Source organism: Litoreibacter janthinus (assembly GCF_900111945.1).
GTDB lineage: Bacteria > Pseudomonadota > Alphaproteobacteria > Rhodobacterales > Rhodobacteraceae > Litoreibacter > Litoreibacter janthinus.
Genome location: NZ_FOYO01000001.1, coordinates 3320857 through 3342643, shown reverse-complemented (window position 1 = coordinate 3342643; position 21787 = coordinate 3320857). Strand labels below are relative to the sequence as shown.

23 protein-coding genes are annotated in these 21787 nt (G+C 56.3%); 10 read left to right on the top strand and 13 right to left on the bottom strand.

The window, feature by feature from the left end; translation table 11 throughout:
* Positions 1-11: 11 nt before the first annotated feature.
* From BM352_RS16775 to BM352_RS16745, 7 genes are all read right to left on the bottom strand, one after another.
* Entirely contained in the window at positions 12-1268 is a 1257-nt protein-coding gene (locus BM352_RS16775) for a CpaE/TadZ family protein (RefSeq protein ID WP_090219179.1), read from the bottom strand.
* A gap of 207 nt (positions 1269-1475) precedes the next feature.
* Positions 1476-2123, bottom strand: a complete 648-nt coding sequence (locus BM352_RS16770) for an OmpA family protein (protein ID WP_090219177.1) — start codon at positions 2121-2123, stop codon at positions 1476-1478.
* 6 nt (positions 2124-2129) lie between these two features.
* On the bottom strand, positions 2130-3557 hold the full coding sequence (locus BM352_RS16765) for a type II and III secretion system protein family protein (protein WP_090219175.1): 1428 nt from the start codon (positions 3555-3557) through the stop codon (positions 2130-2132).
* A 211-nt stretch (positions 3558-3768) separates the two neighbouring features.
* Positions 3769-4602: a Flp pilus assembly protein CpaB gene (gene cpaB, locus BM352_RS16760; RefSeq protein ID WP_090219173.1), complete on the bottom strand. Its 834-nt coding sequence runs from the start codon at positions 4600-4602 to the stop codon at positions 3769-3771.
* 141 nt (positions 4603-4743) lie between these two features.
* Entirely contained in the window at positions 4744-4932 is a 189-nt protein-coding gene (locus tag BM352_RS16755) for a hypothetical protein (RefSeq protein ID WP_090220376.1), read from the bottom strand.
* Positions 4933-5174: 242 nt separating this feature from the next.
* Positions 5175-5369 (bottom strand): hypothetical protein, encoded by a 195-nt coding sequence (locus BM352_RS16750; protein ID WP_139229861.1) that lies wholly within the window; start codon positions 5367-5369, stop codon positions 5175-5177.
* Positions 5370-5621: 252 nt separating this feature from the next.
* Positions 5622-5816 carry a Flp family type IVb pilin gene (locus BM352_RS16745; protein ID WP_090219169.1) on the bottom strand — a complete coding sequence of 65 codons (195 nt, stop codon included), beginning with the start codon at positions 5814-5816 and terminating at the stop codon, positions 5622-5624.
* Positions 5817-6202: 386 nt separating this feature from the next.
* Here BM352_RS16745 and BM352_RS16740 point away from each other — a divergent pair, with 386 nt between their 5' ends.
* Both BM352_RS16740 and BM352_RS16735 read left to right on the top strand, forming a co-directional pair.
* The gene (locus BM352_RS16740) at positions 6203-7006 is read left to right on the top strand and encodes a lytic transglycosylase domain-containing protein (protein WP_090219167.1); all 804 of its coding nucleotides are present in this window, start codon (positions 6203-6205) and stop codon (positions 7004-7006) included.
* A 3-nt stretch (positions 7007-7009) separates the two neighbouring features.
* Positions 7010-8443, top strand: coding sequence for a UbiA family prenyltransferase (locus tag BM352_RS16735; protein ID WP_090219165.1), 1434 nt, complete (start codon positions 7010-7012; stop codon positions 8441-8443).
* On the opposite strand, the gene BM352_RS16730 is transcribed toward BM352_RS16735, so the two are convergent.
* From BM352_RS16730 to BM352_RS16710, 5 genes are all read right to left on the bottom strand, one after another.
* Complete coding sequence (locus tag BM352_RS16730) at positions 8440-9177, bottom strand: SDR family NAD(P)-dependent oxidoreductase (RefSeq protein WP_090219163.1); 738 nt, start codon at positions 9175-9177, stop codon at positions 8440-8442. The genes BM352_RS16735 and BM352_RS16730 overlap by 4 nt on opposite strands.
* Positions 9174-10487 carry an FAD-binding oxidoreductase gene (locus BM352_RS16725; RefSeq protein ID WP_090219161.1) on the bottom strand — a complete coding sequence of 438 codons (1314 nt, stop codon included), beginning with the start codon at positions 10485-10487 and terminating at the stop codon, positions 9174-9176. Before BM352_RS16725 ends, BM352_RS16730 begins: the two co-directional genes overlap by 4 nt.
* Positions 10484-11491: a lysylphosphatidylglycerol synthase transmembrane domain-containing protein gene (locus BM352_RS16720; RefSeq protein ID WP_090219159.1), complete on the bottom strand. Its 1008-nt coding sequence runs from the start codon at positions 11489-11491 to the stop codon at positions 10484-10486. The genes BM352_RS16725 and BM352_RS16720 overlap by 4 nt, the downstream gene beginning before the upstream one ends.
* Before the next feature lie 77 nt (positions 11492-11568).
* The gene (locus tag BM352_RS16715) at positions 11569-12180 is read right to left on the bottom strand and encodes an NUDIX hydrolase (protein WP_245781043.1); all 612 of its coding nucleotides are present in this window, start codon (positions 12178-12180) and stop codon (positions 11569-11571) included.
* 23 nt (positions 12181-12203) lie between these two features.
* Complete coding sequence (locus BM352_RS16710) at positions 12204-12599, bottom strand: DUF983 domain-containing protein (protein WP_090219156.1); 396 nt, start codon at positions 12597-12599, stop codon at positions 12204-12206.
* A 192-nt stretch (positions 12600-12791) separates the two neighbouring features.
* On the opposite strand from BM352_RS16710, the gene BM352_RS16705 reads away from it, so the two are divergent.
* The 4 genes from BM352_RS16705 (at position 12792) to BM352_RS16690 (ending at position 14816) form a co-directional block, all read left to right on the top strand.
* Positions 12792-13277 carry an EF-hand domain-containing protein gene (locus BM352_RS16705; protein ID WP_090219153.1) on the top strand — a complete coding sequence of 162 codons (486 nt, stop codon included), beginning with the start codon at positions 12792-12794 and terminating at the stop codon, positions 13275-13277.
* Positions 13278-13339: 62 nt separating this feature from the next.
* A complete protein-coding gene (locus BM352_RS16700) occupies positions 13340-13921 on the top strand; it encodes an RNA polymerase sigma factor (protein WP_090219151.1) in 582 nt (193 codons plus the stop codon).
* Positions 13918-14307 (top strand): hypothetical protein, encoded by a 390-nt coding sequence (locus BM352_RS16695; protein WP_090219147.1) that lies wholly within the window; start codon positions 13918-13920, stop codon positions 14305-14307. The genes BM352_RS16700 and BM352_RS16695 overlap by 4 nt, the downstream gene beginning before the upstream one ends.
* Positions 14307-14816: a periplasmic heavy metal sensor gene (locus BM352_RS16690; protein WP_090219144.1), complete on the top strand. Its 510-nt coding sequence runs from the start codon at positions 14307-14309 to the stop codon at positions 14814-14816. The genes BM352_RS16695 and BM352_RS16690 overlap by 1 nt, the downstream gene beginning before the upstream one ends.
* Before the next feature lie 18 nt (positions 14817-14834).
* On the opposite strand, the gene BM352_RS16685 is transcribed toward BM352_RS16690, so the two are convergent.
* Positions 14835-16247, bottom strand: a complete 1413-nt coding sequence (locus tag BM352_RS16685) for a diguanylate cyclase (RefSeq protein WP_090219142.1) — start codon at positions 16245-16247, stop codon at positions 14835-14837.
* A 96-nt stretch (positions 16248-16343) separates the two neighbouring features.
* On the opposite strand from BM352_RS16685, the gene BM352_RS16680 reads away from it, so the two are divergent.
* From BM352_RS16680 to urtB, 4 genes are all read left to right on the top strand, one after another.
* A complete protein-coding gene (locus BM352_RS16680) occupies positions 16344-16622 on the top strand; it encodes a DUF3572 domain-containing protein (protein WP_090220372.1) in 279 nt (92 codons plus the stop codon).
* A gap of 113 nt (positions 16623-16735) precedes the next feature.
* A complete protein-coding gene (gene xylA / locus BM352_RS16675; protein WP_090219140.1) occupies positions 16736-18043 on the top strand; it encodes a xylose isomerase in 1308 nt (435 codons plus the stop codon).
* A 438-nt stretch (positions 18044-18481) separates the two neighbouring features.
* On the top strand, positions 18482-19765 hold the full coding sequence (gene urtA / locus BM352_RS16665) for an urea ABC transporter substrate-binding protein (RefSeq protein ID WP_425434542.1): 1284 nt from the start codon (positions 18482-18484) through the stop codon (positions 19763-19765).
* Positions 19766-19826: 61 nt separating this feature from the next.
* Positions 19827-21782, top strand: coding sequence for an urea ABC transporter permease subunit UrtB (gene urtB, locus BM352_RS16660; RefSeq protein ID WP_090219134.1), 1956 nt, complete (start codon positions 19827-19829; stop codon positions 21780-21782).
* The last annotated feature ends 5 nt before the right edge of the window (positions 21783-21787 follow it).

The window sequence follows — 21787 nt, the reverse complement described above, 5'->3', positions numbered from 1 at the left end:
TTAAACCTTTGTTATCCTGTGGCTTCCGCCTGATTTGTTTCATGCAAAGACTGCGCGAGCTTGGCGATTTCCTTGCGTAAGGGGTTCTTGGATGCGGTATCGACAAGCGGCAGGCCGTGATCGCAGCTTTGTGCCACCTGCTTGCCGCCGTCCGGCATATGCAGCTCAATGGAGATATCGAGGCTTTCTGCCATACGTTTGGCGCGGCTTTTGCCGGACAAATCCGTAAACTTCGGTGCGCGGTTGAGAACGTAACGGATCTTTTCGTAAGGCAGATCCTCGGACTTGAGCGCGCGGATCATGCGAAGCGTGTTCTGTGCAGAGCGCAGATCAAGTTCCAACATGCCAAAGTAGACATCCGACATTCCCAACACGGTTTCGGTCCATTGGACGAGTGTCGAAGGCATGTCGATGATGACATAGTCAAAGTTGCGGCGCGCGGTTGCGACCAGCTTTTCGATGTCCTCAGGGCTGACCATGTCGAGCGGGATCATGTCCGCCGGAGCTGTCAGAACCTTCACCTTTTCGTTGAAAGTCAAAAGGGTAGCGCGGAATGCGTCATCATCCATACCGTCAATATCTGACAGCATTTCCAAAACGGCGTCACGTCGCGGCAAGTCCAGATATGTCGATGCGGAGCCGAACTGGAAATCCAGATCAAGCAGGCAGACACTGACTTCGGCCTTTTTGTCGACTGTCGCCAGTTCCCAAGCCAGGTTCACTGCGAAAGTGGAAGCACCCGATCCGCCAGCAAGGCCGTGGACAGGAAGCACGATACCTTCGTTGGTGCCGACCTTTCCTGTCGCAACATGCTCGGGGGCCGCGATTTCCGGGGCGGCAACAACTTCCGCGACTTCTTCAACGGTGTTGATCCGTGCGATTGAGTCGTGGAGTGCGCCTTCGGGAAGCGGGTAGGGGACAAAATCGTTCGCTCCAAGCTTCAGCAACTGGTGTAGCGCGATCGGAGAGACGTCTTCGGCGATCAGGATCACCTTTACACCAAGGTCTTTGGCCCTGCCGATGATATCACCAATGAGTGTCAGATTGGATTCATCAGAGCTGTCTACTGCAACGGCGATGAACTCCAATTCCGAGGCGTCGGGCTGGGACAGGTACGCATTCGCGTCCTCGAAGCTCAGGTCGCCCCATGCTTCGCCCAGTTCTGTTTCCATATCTTCGATCAACAAATCAAAGTTCTGCACGTCGCGGGCGACGGTACAGGCGGTGATTGGTGCCGGATCGGTCTGTAAAGCTACACTGCTCGTCATGCCTAGAATCCCATTTGGCCAAAACAGGGCCGGGTTCGTGTTAACGAGGGCACCTTTCTTAAGGGTTAGCGCCCCCGCCAACTGTTTGCGGAATTAAAACCAACATGCCGTCTTAACGCGGATTGTGGCTTATCTCATGACAAGGAATGCTTAGGAAAAGGGGCGATAATGGGGCTAAATTAGCGAAAAACTGAGGTATTATTTCCGTTATTGCACTATTCGCTCACGCGCGAGGGTTTCGTCGCTCTTCGCGGTTTGTACATATTCGCGCAGAACCAGCACGCCGTACTTGCCATTCAGCAACATTGGGCTGCCTTCTACGAAGCCGCTGACCTCGGTCACAGTGCGGCGATTACGCCGTTCCGGGTTTTCGGTCAGGATCACAGGCCGTGTTTCACCAAATGACGCCACAGCTTCAAGCCGCGAGCGGCTGATACCTTGTGATGTCAGGAAATTCACAGCAGCCTTTGCGCGGCGCAGTCCCAATGCCTTGTTTGCGGCGTTGGAGCCGACAAGGTCGGTATGCCCGTAAACACGGAATCGAACTTCTGGGAACTGACGGATCCAGTTTGCCTGCTCCAAAAGGGCGGCGCGGGCGTTGGCATCCAGCTGGGACGAGTTGAACTCGAAGTTCACCTGGGTGTTCACGTCATTGGCAAATCGGGCGCCGAGCGTTTCAGCGACAGAAATCGAGCCATTGGCGATCAGCGTGTTGGTCATGGTCGGGTTGCCGAAGCCACCTTCGTCCAGTTCCGCGCCAGCTTCACGTTCGAAGCTGTCGCGAGGGGCGGAGCAGGCGGAAAGACCCACCGTAAAAGCGGCGATCAGAGCGATTGAAGAGGTGGATTTAAACATCTGATATTACTCCAAAACATAGCCGTAGGAGCCAGAGAAGTCTTGGCGTGCAACTTCACCGGTTGTCGTTTTGCGGGTCCGCACTTCGCGGGCGATCTTACCATTCAGGAAGAAATCACGCTCGGTGGGGGGGCGGACGCGGTCGGTCGATACGACAAGGCTATTGCCTCGGGTCGGTGAGACCAGATGTGCAGTCACGATAACGACCAGTTCCGATTGACGACGTTCGTAGTTTGCACTGCGGAACAAGGCGCCAAGGACTGGAATGTCACCGAGCCAAGGAACTTGGCCCGCCACGTCGCGGAAGTCATCTTCCAAAAGGCCCGCAATTGCGAAGCTTTCGCCGTCGCGCATCTCGACGACAGTCGAGGACGCGCGTTTGGAGAACGCGTTTACCGAGAAGCCATTGTTTTGGACAACAACCGTCGGATCGAGACCGGACACTGCTGTGTCCAGCTTCAAGTTGATGATGTCTTCGTCCAATACGGTCGGTGTGAACTTTAGTTCAACACCAAACGGTTTGTAGCTAATCTTGACCGAGCCATCTTCTGAGATCGGGATCGGGTATTCGCCACCTGCAAGGAACGTTGCCTCCTGACCGGAGAGGGCGGTCAGGTTTGGTTCTGCCAAGGTGCGAACAAGGCCTTTTTCTTCAAGAGCTTCAAGAACAACCAAGGCGCGCAAGCTGCCGCTGCCGAAGCCGAACGAGAACACGCCGTTGCGTTCCCGGGTCGAGCCAACCGTGCCGGCGGTCCCGCCGGTGCCAAGCGAGTTAGCCAGGTTGGCAGAGTTCTGAAGTGTATTGGTAAAGCCATTCGCACCAAAATTGCCGCCACCGGTCTGGAAGCCCAAACTGGCAGACAGATCTTTGGAGACGGAGCGGCGCATTTCTGCAAACCGGACTTTAAGCATCACCTGCTGGGTGCCGCCAACGCTCATCAGGTTGGAAACTGCTTCAGGTGCGTAGCGTTCTGCCAAGTCTAGTGCGCGATCAAGCTTTGCGATGCTCGAAACCGTGCCAGATAAGACAAGACCGTCGTTCGCGGTGCGAACTTCGATATTCTCACCTGGGAGGATTTCGCGCAGGCGCTCTTTGAACTCTGACAGATCAGGCGAAACACGCACGGAGACGTTGGTGATCAGACGACCGTCTGGGCCAAGCAATGTGAGAGTTGTGCGGCCTGGCGACTTGCCGAGCACGTAAATCGTGCGGTCGGACAAGGTCGCGATATCCGCGATCGCCGGGTTGGCCACGGACAATTCGGCAAAGGGGACATCACTTTCGACGACCACGGCGCTGTTGATTGCAACGTTAAGTTTGCGTGCGGTTGACTGGTTGGTCACCTTAAGATTCTGAGCGAACCCTGTCTCTGGCACAAATGACGTAAGTGCGAGGCCGAATAGGCCTGCGCAGAAAAACTGCTTCATTTTCATTGTGATCCTGCCTCTCTGATCACTAGGTTGAACGGGTCTTTTGCCCATTTTCTCGAGAACCATGCGCGAATTCCGAATTTATTGCAAGAATCAGACGTTTACCGCACGTCTTTTATGTGGGTCTCTCGCAACACCACGCAATTTATAGTGGGTAATGACAAAGCGGCACCCCAGATGGGGTGCCGCAAGATCGTTTTTATTTGGCATGAATTTAGTCGGTGCAGGGGATCGGGATCTCTACGACGTCAGCCCCTTTGCGGGTTTTGATCGTACAGACCTTTTCGGCCTCTGCCTCGATCGTCTTCTCTTCCAGAATGCCAAGAAGCTGGTTCTGGTCGATTTCGACAGCTGCAACTTCGGTGTCGTCGCCAGCGCCAACGAGGGACAATGACAACCGGCCTGAAGACTGCGCTTGGGCCAAGGCGCCGACTTTCGCTGGTGTCGCGGCAACTGTCACAGTCCGTGCAATTGTCGGGGCAGAGCGGTCGCCATCGGCGATTTGGTCGACCGCCAGCAGTTTCAGGCGCGTGTCGATAAGTTTGGTCACTTCGCGACCGCGGCTGTCGCCGGTCCAATAAACGTCTACATGGTCGCCCGGTCGTAAGAAGCCTGACACACCCGACGACACGTCGACGCGAAGGGCGAAGGCACGCATACCTTTTTCAAGACGCGAAGAGACGCCGGCATCTTCGCCAGGCTCAGTCACCTTGGAAGCCATCACAGCTTCGTCTTTTTCCATGACGCGAAGGACAGTGCGCAACGCGCCAGTCGGTGGGAATAGGTCCTCGCCCTTCTGGAACGCACCTTCAGGAATTGCATTGTTGGGCCACGCGATAATTTGGACGTCGTCTTTGGTGAGCGTTTCACCATAAGAGATCTGGCGTTTCACCGTGAAGACGGCTTCCAGTGGAACGTTGCTTTTCAGCAATTTCTCCTGAGCGGCGACTTTTGCTTGGTATTGATCGAACCTGTTCTTGGCCATGTAGGCCGCGAAGCCCGCCAAGGCGACGCCGATAACCAGCACTAACCCGAATAACATTCTCATGTGTTGCCCCTTTTCAAATGTGTAACGTCCTGCCGCATTGATCGGGCAGGCTCACTCGTCTGGGCCCGTGATGCAGGTCAAATACGGCGAAATGGAGGAAGGAGCGTGGATTTACAGCGGCGGATTGCCCCTGTGGGCAGTTTAAAAGGAGGTGCTGATCAGCTGGCTGCTTAGAGTGGCTTCGACGTCACCCGAGAGGTCTTCTGTGCCGTCGATGACGACCCCCATCGATGCAAGCGCCAAGCCAATGACACCAGCTGCCAGAATGACCCAGTCGACGGTTACAGCTCCAGATTCGTCCGTCCAGAATTCGGGTAATTTAAAAGCCATGTCACTCTCCAAAACACGGGCATGCTGCTGCCCGTTCATCTTGGGTTCATATATCGCAGCCGATTTAGGCAAAATTTGGAACAAATAAGGCGGATCTGCCACAATTGCCCTACTTGGCAGAAACTGACCGTTTCCGATTCCGGCGCACGGAACTGCCTTTGCTTAAGGTCGCAGATACGAAAAAGGGCAACGTTCCCGAGAACGCGCCCTGTATCGAATTGCGCTAAGCAACAAGGATCGCCTTAGAATGTGGTGACTTTTTCCTGAGCCTTCAACTGATAGGCCCTGTCTTTTTCAAGCTGCTCGACGCCGCTGCTTGCAAAAACCATAATGGCAATGCTCAGCAGTCCGCCTGCTGCGGCGAGCATCATCATGTCAGAGCTGATCACGCCTGTTTCGTCGTCAGAGAAGTTTTTGATGAGTGCCTTCAGTTTCATGTTCGATCCCTCAAAGGTTTTGGTGTGGTTAGTGGTTTTTTCGGACCTGGTTGGCATCAATACTTGCATTGGCCTCAGTCAAATTGTTGTTTCTAAGTGAAAAAACATGTGACGTGTGAACTGGGTGAGAATTGGACGAAATTGGTTCTTTGTGGTGCGTCGTGGATTGAGGCCACGGGGCACAGAAAAACGAAAAGGCCGCGTTCCGAAGAACGCGGCCAAATCTTGAAGTCGCTTCAGGCGACGACCAACTTAGAAAGTGGTCGAGATACCTTGGCTGGTCAGCTGGTTTTCGATGTCGCCGGACAGGTCTTCCAGACCGTCGGAAACAGATGCCATAACAGCGATGCCGAGGCCAACGATGGCAGCGGTCAGAACAACCCAGTCAACAGTTACTGCGCCAGATTCGTCAGCTGCGAAATTTTTGATCATTGCGTTCAGTGTCATAGTGTATCCCTCCAAGGATGTAAGTTTAGTTCAGTTTCCAAGTTAACCTTGACGTTAAAGCGAACCGGCCAGCCTCTGTTCTAGACCGTGTCGCCGTCTTGGTATGCAGCATGTATCCCCCTCAATCGGGGCAAGAATTGGGCGCGAATGGTTCCTTTTCAGAGCAGAGTAAAAAATCGACCTAAAATCACTCAATTAACTGTTTATAAACGATTTTTAATTTTTCTAGGTCGTTTTTGGAGATGGAATTGTCGCCTGACCTGCGTCAATGCTGGCACAGACAAATTGATTGTTGCCGTGACGCGGTAGTATCGGCCCCAGATTTCTGACAGAGTGGAAAAAATAATAACAACAACGGCAGGTCGAGCAGGCTCATGTCGATATCAATGCGAGAGATTCTTCTCCTGATGGCCTTGGGCATCGGGCTTCCGGTTGAGGCCGCGGAGCAAAAACCTGCGTTTGGCGGGAACTTTACCTTTAAGAAAATCGCACCGCCAAAGAGCGGGACCAAGAAACTCATCACGATTCAGATCGAACCGAAGCCTGTCGTTGCCAAAACACCATCTGCTCCAAAAGCGGCAGACGGACCCGCAGCACCTTCTCAGCTCGATTGGTTCTGGGACGCAGTATCTCCGTCGATCGACGCCAGCCTGCCAGGCCGGTTCTCCAATGCGGTTGCGAGCCTCGGGAAAGCGCCAAAGGGCAAAGCAGTTTCGGCCCCGCGACTTGAAACCATGCAATCCATCGCGTCGCAGCATGGCACCACAATTTTGCTTGAGACGCTCAACAAGAAGATCTCACCAGCATTTGTATTGGCGCTGATCTCGGTTGAGTCGGGCGGGCGCATCGCCGCTGAAAGCAACAAGGGCGCGCAGGGGTTGATGCAGCTTATCCCTGACACCGCCGCCCGTTTCGGTGTGACGGACAGCACCGACCCCGCGCAGAACATAAAAGGTGGGGTGGCGTATCTGGAATGGCTGATGAACGAATTTAAGGGCGACCCTATTCTGGCGCTTGCTGGATACAACGCCGGCGAGAACGCTGTGAAGAAGCATAAGGGCGTGCCGCCATACGCTGAAACGCGGAACTATGTGCCGAAAGTGCTTGCCGCGTGGAAGGTCGCAAAAGGAATGTGCCTCACACCGCCTGAACTTGTGTCAGACGGCTGCGTGTTCAGAACAAAGGGCTAGTCCATGAATCGCAAACCTTTGATATTGGATGTCGATGGCACCTTTCTGCGTACAGATATGTTGTACGAGAGTTTTTGGTCCGCCATGGGGCGCGCGCCTGTTCAGGCACTCAAAACACTTGTGTTGAACATTTCGGATCGCGCTAAACTCAAAGCCGAAATGGCCGCGCTGGCCGAATGCCGCGTCGATCTGATGCCTGTCGCGCCTCAAGTTGTCGATCTTGCTGCGCAAGCGTCTGCTCAGGGTCACGAGGTTATACTTGCCTCGGCCTCGGACGCGTCTTTGGTTAACGCCTTGGCAAAGCATCATGGAGTGTCTGATCGGGTTTTTGCATCCGACGGCGTAACTAACCTGAAGGGCCAAGAGAAGGCGGATGCGCTTGTTGCAGCATTTGGCGCTCGCGGTTTTCACTATGCTGGTAACGAGGCAGCAGATTTGCCTGTATGGCGGGAAGCTGATGACGCAATTATTGTTGGGTCGGTGCCAAATGCGCGTGAGGAATTGGAAGCTAAGGGCCATTCAGTCACGGAACTTGCAGGAGGTTGGTCTTGGGCGAGCTTGATTAAAGCAATGCGCCCCCATCAGTATGTAAAAAACATCTTGCTGCTTCTTCCGATTGTTGCGGCGCACAACTTTGGGTTGTCTGCCTTTCTTCCAGTGCTTCTTGCGATGGTGTCATTCTCGGCAGCTGCGTCTTGCATCTATTTGGTCAATGACTTGCTGGATATCGATGCCGATCGCATGCACCCGACCAAGTGCCGTCGCCCCTTCGCCAGCGGTGCGCTGCCTCTCAGAGTCGGGATGATAGCTGTTATCGCTTTGGCTGTGATCGCTTTGGGGGTCGCCATTTGTCTCAACGCCGCGTTCCTTGGGGTTGTTGTTCTTTATATGGTGCTTTCACTTGCCTATTCGTTGAAGCTCAAGCGGATGCGCTGGGTGGATATCGCCACGTTGGCTTCCCTTTACACTATACGAGTGGTGGCGGGGGCAGCCGCGGCTGAGGTTTACGTCACCGGCTACATGCTGGTTTTCATATTCCCTGTGTTTGTCACCTTAGGCTGCGTCAAACGATTGACCGAACTCACTTTGGCGACCTCTGACGAGCGTTTGCCGGGCCGCGGCTATGGGCGACCCGACCGTTCCGATCTTCTGAACGTTGCAGGGCTGGGCATGTTCGGCTCTTTACTGGTGTTCTTCCTGTACACCTTCACCGATCAGGCAAGGTCGCTCTATCCGACGCAATGGCTGCTTTGGGTGGCGATGTTACCCATCGGGGGCTGGCTGTTTCGGATGGTGTCGCTGGGCTACAAGGGAAAGCAGGACTACGATCCGATCGTCTTCGCAATGCGGGACCGGCACGGAATATCACTTATTATCTTTACGCTGACACTGATGTTCTACGCAGCAGGGTTGTTCCAGAACGCCTTCGGCTTTTAAACGCTAAGCTTTTTGAACACTCGTTCAGGTATCGCTTTGATGATCCCCATGATGAGCCGCCAGAAACCGGGCGTGTAGATTTCATTCTTGCGCTTTTCGACCGCCTTCAGAATGTCAGCGGCGACCTTATCGGGGGTCGCTACGAGGAACATACCCTCGATCCCCCACGTCATTGCGGTGTCGACAAAACCTGGTTTCACAGTGATTACATGCCCACCCGACCGTGTCAGGCGGTTGCGTAGACCGCTTAGATAGGTGTGGAAGCCTGCTTTTGCGGACCCGTAGACATAGTTACCAATGCGGCCCCTATCGCCAGCAACCGAGCCGACGCCGACAACTGTACCGCCGCCGCGCTCTTCCATTGCGGGCGCGACAAGCTGGAGGAAAGTTGCAGGGCCGGTATAGTTGTCTGTCACAGTGCCTGCGATCAGCGACGGGTTTTCATCAATATCGCTTTGGTCGGGCATGGAGCCTACAAAGACCGCCACGTTAATCATGCCTTCCAAATCCGTCGCGCGCTCAACAATCGGCGCAAACGTCGTTTCGTCGCGTGCGTCGAAGCGGACAGCTTCCGCCAAAGGAGCACCGTTCACGGCACAATCTGAAGCGGTCGCGCTCAGGTCATCCATGTCACGGCCCGCGAGCAACACCTGCGCACCTGATTTAGAGACCGCGCGGGCAAAAGCGCGCGCCATGGACGAGGTGGCCCCGAGAATAATCCAGGTTTCGGTCATGCTTGGCTCCGGATATTCAGGCGGCGGGTTTGGTCGGTCTCGTAATGGCCGTCGGGGTCTTGCTCTTTGGCGATCTTGGCGAATTTCGCGACATCGGGATACATCTTCGGCAAGTGGGCGGCATCAAGGGTCGCATCTTTTGCTAGATAAACCCGGCCTCCGGCTTTCTCTGTGATTTCTTCCAACTCTGCGATCAGCATCTCCACGCGGCCACGGTTTGGGAAGTCGACAGCGAGCGTGTAGCCCTCCATAGGGAAAGACATCAGACCGGCGCGCCCGGGGCCCATACGCTTGAGCACAGCCAAGGGGGAGGCGAGGCCGGAATGGGCGATCTTGTCGAGCATTGCGCGCAACACGGGCCCTTCTGAGACCGGGACCACGCATTGGAACTGATGAAAGCCGCGCTTGCCGTAGAGCTTGTTCCACTGGAGCAACTTGTCGAGCGGGAAAAAGAACTCTGTGATCGGCTTCACACTGGTTCGTCCGCGTTCTGGGATCCGCCGGAAGTAGAGCGCGTTGAAAAGGCGCACGACAGGACTGGACAGAAGCCAGCCGGGCGCGTTGACGGGAACAGAACGCGCCGACTTTGCATCAGGGACAAGGCCGTATCCGGTTTCTGCCTCTTCCAAAACACCGCGGCCCAATGCATCCCCGCGGGCGGTCGCGTCGATCCAGCCTACAGTGTAGGTCGACTGCGATAGGTCCAAAGCTTCAAGGAACTGATCAAACGTGTCGATCCGACGCTCCGTCACAGTGATGATGTCGCCTTTGCAGGGAAGCAGTTTGATCTTCGCGGCCACGATGATGCCAGTCTGGCCCATGCCGCCGATGGTTGCGCGAAACAGCTTGGCATTTTTGGAAGGGCTCACCGTTGCCAGTTTGCCGCCATTCATCAAAGTGATCTCGGTGACATGCTGCCCGAAGGAGCCTGCGCCGTGATGGTTTTTGCCATGCACATCATGTGCGATGCAGCCGCCAATCGTCGCAAATCCGGTGCCGGGCATTACAGCAGGAAGCCAGCCGTCAGGGGCAAAGCGACGGGCAAGGTCGCCAATACGGGCGCCAGCCTCTACATGCAGAACGCCTGTGTCTGGATCAAATCCGAGCAGCCGGTCCATGCGCGTCATGTCGACCACCGACTTGCCATCGTTGAGGCATGAATCGCCATAGGAGCGGCACATGCCGATAGCGGGGGCGGGGTCATTTGCCTGAACGGCGCTGAGGCTTGATATCCGCTCCGGGCGGGCGACTTGGCTCGTTGCCTGATGGACCCGACCCCAGCCGGAATAGTTGAGTGTGTTCCAGATCATATCGTTTTCGACTTATGTGAGAATGCTTCGGCAAATGGGAAGGCCAGTGCGCCGACGGCAATCGCAAACCAAAGTGAGGTAATTCGAATTACAGTAGTGGCAGCAAGGGCGACATGGATTGGGACGCCATTCATTGAGAGCAGGACCATCATCGCAGCCTCCGCCCCGCCAAGACCACCCGGAGCGCCAGTAAGGCCACCCGCAAGGGTCGAGAACAAGAAGATGACGGTAGCGGTGGCGTAGCTGATGTCGCTGCCCATCCAATAGAGTAAGAGGTAGAGGGCATATCCTTCGGCCAGCCACCCGATTGTGCTGAGGACCAATGCAGGGATCGAGGCCGAGAGCGTGCTGAAACGACCCATAGATCGCGCGGCTTGGCGCAACCTAACAAAAGGGCGCGGCCAGCGGCGGATAACGCTATAGATGGCTTCGACCAATTTGGCCAAAAGTGTCGGCCGCGTCACCAAGACAGCCGCCGCGATGGCGATGGCGGAGACGGGCGCCGCACTGAAGCTGCCTTGACCGGAAAGAAGGATTGCCACGCCAAGAACCAGACCCATTGCCGCCAAATCAAACGCGCGGTCTGCAAGGGGGAGTGGCGTGACCCGTTCAAACTTCCAGCCGGTCATTCTGGTGATCCACCGCAACCGCACAAATTCGCCGACACGGGCAGGGGTGATCGTCATGGCAAAGCCTGCAATGAAGTGCAGGACGGAGTATCGAAGTGGAAGGTTTACCCCGAGACGTCGCGACAAAAGATGCCATCTTGCGCCGCGGATCAGGTAGTTGATCAAAGACAAGGCCAGTAAGATCGCGATCTGGGCTACCGACAGTTTGCGCAACTCGTCCCAGACAGCTTCCCAACCAGTCGCGCTAATCAGGCCAGCCAAGCCAAATATAAAGAGCGCAATCAGACCCCAAAACAATGCTCGATCACGCCAAGAGCGGCGTGGTGCCGCCAATGCGGTGGCGGGGAGGGGTGGAATGCTGTCAGCCAAAATCATCTCCACCGTGCGCTAGCAACAGAATAGGGCAGGATTATGAAACTGTTTCCAATTTCATAACACCAATGACGTTAACGCTATTGGATTCTCAAAAATCGGGAACTGCCGGTGCTGTTGTCGAAAAACGGAACGCTATTCGGCGGCAATGCAGATTTGGCCAGCGCTTCGACTTCGGCAAGAACCACTTCGGTAATAAACGGCAGGTTTAGCGCCCGCGCTTGTGTGATTGGAACCCAGTGCAGATGCCGCAGCTCGTCGCTTGCTTTCGAAAAGTCATCCAGATCGGCCGAGACCAGTTGATCCGCATCGGCCAGAAAAAAGCGCGCGTCAAAGCGGCGCGGACGACCGGGTGGGGTGATGGCGCGAAAGAAATAGCGCAACCCAGCTGTGTCGCCCAAGGTGAGCCCCGTTTCTTCCCAAGTCTCACGCAATGCGGCAGCCAGAAGGGCAGGGCCCGTGCCACCCAAGCGTGTGAGGCAGGTTTGGGATGGCACGCCGGGCAAAGCGCAAAGCGCATCTTCGGGGTCAACTGCCCCACCTGGAAACACGTACTTGTTTGGCATGAAGGCCGCGTTCTTGCCGCGTTGGCCCATAAGCACTTTGGGGATGTCATGCGCATCGCGCAAAAGCACGACGCTGGCGGCATCTCTGATCGGGGTGTCTGTCATGGACGCACTGTGGCGCGACATCCGCGCCGCATCAACACCTATCGCTATGCCGTCCGACCGCCAAACCCGTGCATGCGCTTCGCCCATTGGAGCGCCACGATGGCCCCTTTCAAGCGGGGCAGGAGGTACAGCGACAGTGCCACGCAGCCGACGGTAAAGATGCTGGCGACAACCAACGGATCCGGCTCGAACGTGAAGAATGTCCACAGCAGCAAGGGCGCCATAATATGGCCTACGATCAGGATCGTCAGATAGGCTGGGCCATCATCAGCGCGATGATGGCTCATGTGTTCTTGGCACACAGGGCATTCATCGCGGACTTTGAGGTAGCTTGAAAACATCGGCCCTTGCCCACAGGACGGGCAGCGGCGGGACCAACCACGCAGCATTGCCGGTTTCAAATCGCGTTCATTTTCTTCTGCCACTGTATCTCTCGCCATAAACTTGCACTTTCGTCGTAGACGGTCACCATAATCGCCGACGCGGATGAAAGCAGGGTGACAGGATGTCTCGGGGTGGCGCGGAGCAACTTTTTTCTCATACCAGCGACGGAACCCCAAATGTGGCTCGTTAAAGGTGCATAACGGCGGCCAAAGACGGCCGTCGAGAAGTAGAAAACTGGAGACTGAATAATGGCACTTTTGGCAGGTAACTTGAAAACGAAACTGGCATTGGCCGGCGTTGGCCTCGCACTCGCACTGACCCCGATGGTGGCGCAGGCGAAGGGTGGCCCACAAGGTCCACGCGTTGCTTTTGAAGAGCTTGACGCTGACGGAAATGGCAGCATCACCGAAGCGGAAATGCAGGCTCATCGCGCGGCGCGGTTCACAACCGCCGACACAGATGGCGACGGGTCGTTGTCGCGTGCAGAACTGGAAGCACAGATGTCCGCCGACAAGGGCGATCGCATGGGGCGCCGGTTGGACCGCATGATCGATAGGCTGGACACCGACAAGAACGGTGCGTTGAGCCAAGAAGAGCTGGCACAAGCCGGTGGTGAGCGCAAAGGCCGCGGTGGATTCTCTCGCCTTGATAAGGACGGCGACGGTGCCGTTTCGAAGGCCGAGTTCGAGCAGATGGGCAAAAAACGTCACGGTGGTCGTGACCACAAGAACTAAGATGGGTTTGGGCGGCCATTGCTGGTCGCCCAACCTTCCACAATAGGGTATCACCCATCAGGATGAATATGGCTCTGGATCAATCGGATCAACTCGACGACGACGCGTTGCTTGTTCTGTTCGCCAATGGTGACGGCGCAGCGGCGGAGGCGTTGACGGTGCGATTGTCTCCTCAAGCGCTAAGTTTTGCGCGGCGCATGTTGGGTGATCTGGCCGAAGCCGAGGACGTGGTTCAAGAAGCCATGCTGCGTTTGTGGCGTATTGCTCCGGACTGGCGCCCGGGCGAAGCCAAGCCGGCGACCTGGCTCTACCGTGTTGTGAACAACCTTTGCATCGACCGTTTGCGTCGGCGTCAAAGGGTCGATGTCGGGCTGGATGGCACGGCCGAACCCGCCGATCCGACGCCGTCGGTAGAGGCTCGGTTGATACAGGCTGACCGGTTAGCTGCATTGGATGCCGCACTGGAAATCCTTCCGGACCGGCAGCGTCAGGCGGTGGTTCTGAGGCATATCGAAGGGCTACAAAACCCCGAGATTGCTCAGATTATGGAAATTAGCGTTGAGGCCGTTGAAAGTTTAACGGCCCGCGGGAAACGGGCGCTGGCTAATGTGCTGGCCTCTCGAAAGGAAGAGTTGTCGTCATGACAGAGTCATCAAAATTGTCGCCCGAGCTTGATGCCGAGCTAGACCTCTTTTTCGACGCGGCCCGCGAGGCGGCACCTGTGCCGTCTTCCGGTCTCATCGCGCGCGTTCTTGATGATGCTCAGGCGGTGCAGAACGGGTTTCAATCCCCTGCCGTAACACCGCAGCAAAGCGCGCGTCCTTGGTGGCGGCAGCTTTTCGACGATATTGGGGGGCTTCCTGCGATGGGCGGGCTTGCAGCATCCGCGTGCGTTGGCGTCTATCTTGGTTTTGTGAACCCCGATTTGCCGACCTCATGGAGCAGCACAGACACGGCTGAAGCGTCTATCGAAGAAGGCGTGATGAGCCATGCGCTGCTGGGCGATCTGTATTGGATAGAGGAAGGGTGATGGACATGAATAGCGAGACGACCCGCACGCCGCGACGGGTGAAAATTGTTCTGGCGGTTTCTCTCGCCCTCAATGTGTTGGTGCTTGGGGCGGTTGCGGGATCAGCGTTCCATGACGGCGGGCGAGACCGTCGGAATTACTCAGATCGTAGCAACGATAACGCCGCTATCGGCATTTACGGCCGCGCGTTAGCGCGTGAGGATCGTCGGGCTGTCGGGCAGCGCCTACGCGCAGATCGCGGGTCGGAAGGACGAGAGATTCGTGCCGAGCTTGGTGATTTGGCGGGTGAAACTGCACAGCTGTTGCGTGCAATGCCGTTCGACAAGGATGCTTTTGCGGCTGTTCTTCTGCGTCAGCAGGCGCTTATCAAAGGCCGGTCTGACAATATGCAGGCCGCGTTGGTGGATCATATCGCTTCGATGACGCCCGAAGCGCGGATTGAATATGCGGATCGCCTTCAGGAAATCCTTGAACGTACGCCCAAGAAAAATCGCTCAGACAAGAAGTGACTGGCAACGCAGCGGCCGTCAGGCCGCCGCCACAATTGCTACGACATTCCGGCCGCGCGCTTTGGCTTGGTACAGAGCGCGGTCTGTTTGTTCCAGCATGTCAGAGATTGCTTTGCTGCCGTCTTGAATAGACAGTCCGACGCTGACCGTCACCCGCAATGGGGCAGGGTAGCCTTGCACCGCGATGTCTAGCGCTCCGACGGCTTTGCGCAACCTGTTGGCAGTGGCCGACGCCTCTGCCCTGTCAGTATTTGGGAGTGCAACCATGAACTCCTCCCCTCCGGTGCGGCAGATCAAATCGCTCTCACGGAGATTCAGGCGCAGCGTCTTTGCGAGGGTGGTCAACACAGCATCCCCCACCGCATGGCCGTAGCTATCATTCACATCTTTGAAGTGATCGACGTCGAACGCCAGAATGGCGAAGCTTGATCCAGTGGCAAGGCAATCGCGCTGCATCTTTTCCAAACGCGTCGTCGCATAGCGGCGGTTATAGAGGCCGGTCAAAGGATCGGTTACCGCCTGCACAAGGCTTTCGCGCACCAGCCGTTTGCAGTTGCGGACATTGCCGTGAACTCGGGCCTGCTTGTTTATGCGTGCGATTAATGCGGTCGATCTGACGTCCAACGCAACCACGTCATGTGCGCCCAAGTCAAACGCGCGCGCGACATCTTTAGCACTTGGCGCTGCGAGAAGCAGCATGATGCGCACGTCATGCATCCGAGTACGGGATCGCATTTGGCACATGATGGACAAAGCATGTTCGGTCGCGCCGGCTTCTGCAACGAGCACCACAACTTCCGGCTCGCACGGCGATTCATCAGGTTGCATGAGCATTGAAACTGATACGGATGAAACCCTGTCAGTTCCGCGCATGCGCTGCTCAATCGCTACGATTTTCTTTTGCACCTCATTACCACCTGTGAAGGGCGGATGCGCAGGAATATGCGCGATAGCGATATTTACAGATGGTCGATCTGATTGCCCCATTTCTTCCAGGGGCATACTTGGCTGGATACTGGGCGGATGAAGATCATGGGTATGTGCATTGTCCCGCATCAGGTTTCTGATCCGCGCGAGCAAAACTTCCTCAGAAAACGGGCGGTTCAAAACATCGTCGGCGCCGGCACTCAGACATTTTTCCAGAACATCGCAGTTTGCGGTCGAATTTGGCGCGTCATGCATGAAGAGAAATGTTGCGGCTGCCCCTTGCCCGCCGCGTAGTGAGTGCATCCATGCCAAGGCGCATTCGGCGGGTATTTCGACAAGAGCGGTAGAGATCAAGATCGCCTCAAACCGGTGTCTGCCAATCAACTCGCGGGCCTGAGGCACGCTGTCTGCGACGCTGACATCATAGTGAGCCAGCGAAAGCTTGGACTTGAGGACCATCCGATTTGTTGGCACGGGATCCAGAATGAGAATGCGGCCAGCCATATGTTGGTTTTCTCTGTGAAGCGGGAATCGTCTCTTGCTTGCCTCAAGTCTGATCTGCCAAGAGTTAAAAAAGCATTTACCATCGGGATCCCCACCATGACTCCTCAGAAGGCTGAACAACTCGCATTGTCTGCGCTCGGGTGGATTGCTGCCTCTGACGATTTGATGGGGGTGTTTTTGGGGGCGACCGGGTCTTCGATCGACACTATCCGCGCACAGGCGGCAGACCCGGAGTTTCTTGGGTCAGTGCTGGATTTTCTGCTGATGGATGACAGCTGGGTGTCCGGGTTTTGCGATTTTGCCAATCTTGACTACCGCCAGCCGATGATTGCGCGGCAGGTGCTGCCCGGCGGGGAGGTCCCCAACTGGACGTAAGCAACAGCGCGTTCGTGCAGCACCCCTTTATTTTGACACACAAAACCAGCCTATCTAACGTGCGCCATGCCGAAACGGCTTAGCACGCCTCCCAACACAAAAGGATTTGTCCCATGACGACCGGTTTTTTCGAGGGTCTATCCCCTATAGCGTTCGAAGGTGGCAACAGCTCCAACCCGCTTGCTTTCCAGCATTATGACCGCGACGAAGTCGTATTGGGAAAACGTATGGAAGATCATCTACGCTTTGCCGTCGCCTATTGGCACTCCTTCGCGTGGGAAGGCGGCGATCCGTTCGGCGGTCAGACCTTCGAGCGCCCGTGGCACCCGCAAGACGACATGGGCCGTGCGAAGCTCAAGGCTGATGTGGCGTTTGAGATGTTCGACCTGCTCGGCGTGCCTTACTTCTGCTGGCACGATGCGGACCTACGCCCGGAGCAAGGCAGCTACGCCGCCAACTTGGCCACCCTTGAGGAGATCACGGATTACGTCGGCGAGAAGATGGAGTTGCGCGACATTGGTCTGCTTTGGGGCACTGCCAATATGTTCAGCCATCGCCGCTGGATGTCAGGCGCCTCGACCAACCCTGATCCAGACATGTTCGCTTTCGCTGCTGCAACCGTGAAGGGCTGCCTTGATGCGACGCATAAGCTGGGGGGCGAGAACTATGTCTTGTGGGGCGGGCGTGAAGGCTATGAAACGCTTCTGAATACAGATCTGGGGCAAGAGCTAGACCATATGGGTCGCTTCCTGAATATGGTTGTAGATTACAAGCATAAGATCGGGTTCAAGGGTGCCATTCTGGTAGAGCCCAAGCCGCAAGAACCGTCCAAACATCAATACGACTACGACGCCGCGACCTGTATCGGGTTCCTGCGTAAATACGGGCTCGAGGATGAGGTGAAGTTGAACCTTGAGCAGGGTCACGCGATCCTTGCGGGCCACTCCTTCGAGCACGAGATCGCAGTCGCCGCGGCCGAGGGTATGCTCGGGTCAATCGACATGAACCGGAATGACTATCAATCCGGTTGGGACACCGACCAATTCCCCAATAACGTGCCGGAAGTTGCGCTGGCCTATTACCACATCCTCAAGGCTGGAGGGCTACAGACTGGTGGCACCAACTTCGACGCCAAGGTGAGGCGCCAATCGATTGATCCGGTGGATTTGATTGCCTCCCACGTGGGGGGCATGGACGTGTGCGCCCGAGGGCTGAAAGCCGCCGCCGCAATGATCGAGGACGGAGGATTGGAAAAGGCCTTAACAGAGCGGTACGCGGGCTGGTCGACCGCCAGCGCGAAGGACATGCTGAACAGCGACCTCGGGGCCATTCAAGCGCGGGTTTTGTCAGAGCAGATTAATCCGGAGCCCAAATCAGGACGCCAAGAAATCCTCGAAAACTACGTCAACCGGTTCGTTTGATGACGCGGAGCGAAAGCTCCGCTTTTATTATGGCGATGTCGCGCGATGCCCGTTTCGAAAAACTGATCGGTGGTGTGTGGGGTTGGCACACATAAGGCGCGCACGCGGTATCGGGCCACGTACACACCAACTGACAACTGGTGCGCAAAAAATAGGCGTTTGATCGGAAAAGCGCCTGAAATACACCCGACTCCGCGCCGCGCCATCATTTTGTTCTGCATCTGCATTGTTTTTGCGCCGCGCTGCCGCATTCCTGTCGATGCCCGACACGCTGTTAGACTTGCTAATGAGGCTGGGGGGTGTGTGACGACCCGATGATTTGGACATCTGACGGGGCGCCACACGGTTGCAACACTCTATGTTGCAGGGGGACCGTATGAGATGGGGACTTGCTCGGCAAGGTCGACCCAATCGCGCCGCCTGCATGGAAGGAACTCCATGAACACGCTTATGAAAACCTCATTCGCCAGCATACTGGCTGCCGGATCACTTGCGCTGCCTGCTGTCGCAGCAGACGACACGATCAAAGTCGGTGTGCTGCACTCGCTGTCCGGTACGATGGCGATTTCCGAAACCACGCTCAAAGATACCATGCTCATGCTCATCGACGAGCAGAACGCAAAGGGCGGTGTGCTGGGCAAGCAGCTCGAAGCGGTGGTTGTCGACCCTGCCTCTGACTGGCCTCTGTTTGCAGAAAAAGCCCGCGAGCTGCTGAGCGTCGAGAATGTCGACGTGATCTTCGGGTCCTGGACCAGTGTGAGCCGTAAATCCGCGCTGCCAGTTCTGGAAGAGCTGAACGGCCTGATGTTTTACCCTGTTCAATACGAGGGTGAAGAAAGCTCCAAGAACGTCTTCTATACCGGTGCTGCACCGAACCAGCAGGCCATTCCGGCCACCGACTACTTCCTTGACGAGCTTGGCGTCGAAAAATTCGCGCTTTTGGGGACAGACTATGTTTACCCGCGCACCACAAACAACATTCTCGCGAGCTACCTTGAAAGCAAGGGCATAGCGGAATCCGACATCTTCGTGAACTACACGCCTTTCGGTCACTCCGACTGGTCCAAGATTGTGGCTGACGTTGTCGCGCTCGGCGCAGACGGCAAGAAGGTCGGCGTGATCTCGACCATCAATGGTGACGCAAATATCGGCTTCTACAAAGAACTGGCCGCTGCGGGCGTGTCTGCCGATGACATTCCAGTTGTCGCATTCTCCGTGGGTGAGGAAGAGCTTTCCGGTCTCGACACGTCCAACCTTGTTGGCCATCTGGCGGCTTGGAACTACTTCCAGTCGGCTGAAAGCGACCTGAATGACGAGTTCGTTGCCAAGTGGAAAGCTCGAATGGGCGAAGAGCGCGTATTCAACGACCCGATGGAAGCCCACGTCATCGGCTTCAACATGTGGGTTCAAGCTGTCGAGAAGGCTGGCACCGCTGACGTCGATGCAGTGCGCACCGCGATGTATGGTCTTGAAGTTCCAAACCTGACGGGCGGAACGGCTGTCATGCTTCCGAACCACCACTTGGCCAAGCCGGTTCTGATCGGTGAGATTCAAGCCGATGGCCAGTTCGACATCATTAGCCAAACCGCAGAGGTTCCTGGCGATGCATGGACTGACTTCCTGCCAGAATCTTCGATCCTGATGTCTGATTGGAAAGATCTTGGCTGCGGTATGTACAACACCGAGACCAAAACCTGCGTTCAGACGCTGTCAAACTACTAATCCAGACACCGCAGAAAGGGGGCGTACCGCCCCCTTTCATCACAACGTTAGGCCCCCTCAAATGCGCATCTTCCTTCTGGCGATTTTCGCTATAGGTCTGTCTGTCCAACTCTCGGTGGCGCAGGGGCTCACTATTCAGAACGTGCTGCAAGAGCACCGCGACCTGATCGAAAAAAGCTCCCGCAAAACGATTGAGCCCGCCATCAAGGCACTCGCCGACAGCGGTTTGGAGCAAGCACAAAACGTGCTTCAGAAATGGCAATCGAAAGAGATGTGGCAGCGCAAAGACGACGGCCAGTTCTTCTATGGCGAGGAAGTCGAAAACAAGCAGGTCCGTCTGTTCCGCTTTGAAGATGCGACGCTCGTCGGCAATGTCGACAAAAGCGATCTGTCCCAACTCAAACCCAACAGCGGTATCAGGGCGATGATCGGCGAAGCGCTGGTGCAGTTCCAGTTGTCCGACCTGGATCCGGTGCGTCGGCGAGAGGCATTGCTTGCGATCCAGCGTGATCCTGCGGCGAGCCAGCTTGCGCCGCTGCGCGCCTCCATCGCGACGGAGCCCGACGCCGAAATCAAGGCGCATAAAGAACGACTGAACCAGCTTCTCACCATCGGCTATGATCGCGACGAGGCGACACGCATCGAGGCCATTGAAGCCGCGTCAGGGGCCATTTCCCTCGAACTGCGCGGCACGCTCAATCCCTTGGTCGAAACCCGTAGAATGGTCGTGGCGGGCAGCCCGCCAGATAACCTGAACATTGCCCGTGTGTTAATCCCCGGCAACGACGAGTTGTCGCAGGACGACGCATACCGCCTTCTCGTTGAAGCAGGGCTCGCAGAGCCTGTGGTAACAAACTCTGACATCGCAAGCGCCCTGTCTGCCAATGTAGAAGGCGGCCGCGTTGGTGGTGCCGCAATAGCGCAACTTGATACTCTGGAGCGTCGCGCCGGTGCCTATGACGCACTCGCGCAGGCTGGCACTGTGCCAGCGAGGGTCACTGATGAGCAGATCGAAGCGGCGCTGGCCGCGCACAGCTTTCTCGATGTGTTCGCCGACCCGTCACCAGCAGTCACTACAGCGGCGACCAAAGCATTGCGCGCCATCGAGACAAATGTCGCAATCAACCAGACTTTTGATCTGGCTTTGGATGCGCTGTCACTGGCGTCGATCTTCTTTCTGGCGGCGATCGGGCTGGCAATCACATTCGGGGTTATGGGGGTTATCAACATGGCCCACGGCGAGTTCATCATGATGGGCGCGTACACCGGCTATGTCGTGCAGCAGTTGATCCCGAATTATACCGTGTCGATCCTAGTCGGCTTGCCAATGGCGTTTGCGGTGACCTTTGCGGCAGGCGTCGCGATGGAGCGGCTGGTCATTCGTCACCTTTACAACAGGCCTTTGGAAACGCTGCTGGCGACTTTCGGGATATCTATCGCGTTACAACAAATCGCAAAGAACGTCTTTGGGACACAGGCGCGCCCGCTGACGTCACCGGCTTGGCTGGACGGGGCTTGGGTATTGAATGACGTCGTGTCGATCAGCTATATCCGGATCGCGATTTTCGGGCTTGCCCTGATCTTCCTCGCGATCTTCCTGTTCATCATGAAACGCACCCGATTGGGGCTTGAAACCCGCGCCGTGACCCAAAACCCGCGCATGGCTGCCAGCATGGGCATCAATCCTGACCGAGTGAACATGCTGACTTTCGGTCTTGGCTCTGGCATCGCCGGAGTGGCCGGTGTGGCCATCGGGTTGTTTGCCAAGGTCACGTCCGAACTGGGCAGTGACTACATTGTTCAAAGCTTCATGACCGTTGTCGTCGGCGGCGTCGGCAACATCTGGGGTACGCTGGCGGGGGCAACAATGATCGGCTTCCTGCAAAAAGGTATCGAATGGGGGAACCCGAGCAATACGCTGGCTGCCCAGACCTATATGATCGTCTTCATCATTATCTTCATTCAGTTCAGGCCAAGGGGCATAATCGCTCTCAAAGGCCGCGCGGCAGGGGATTGAGCGAC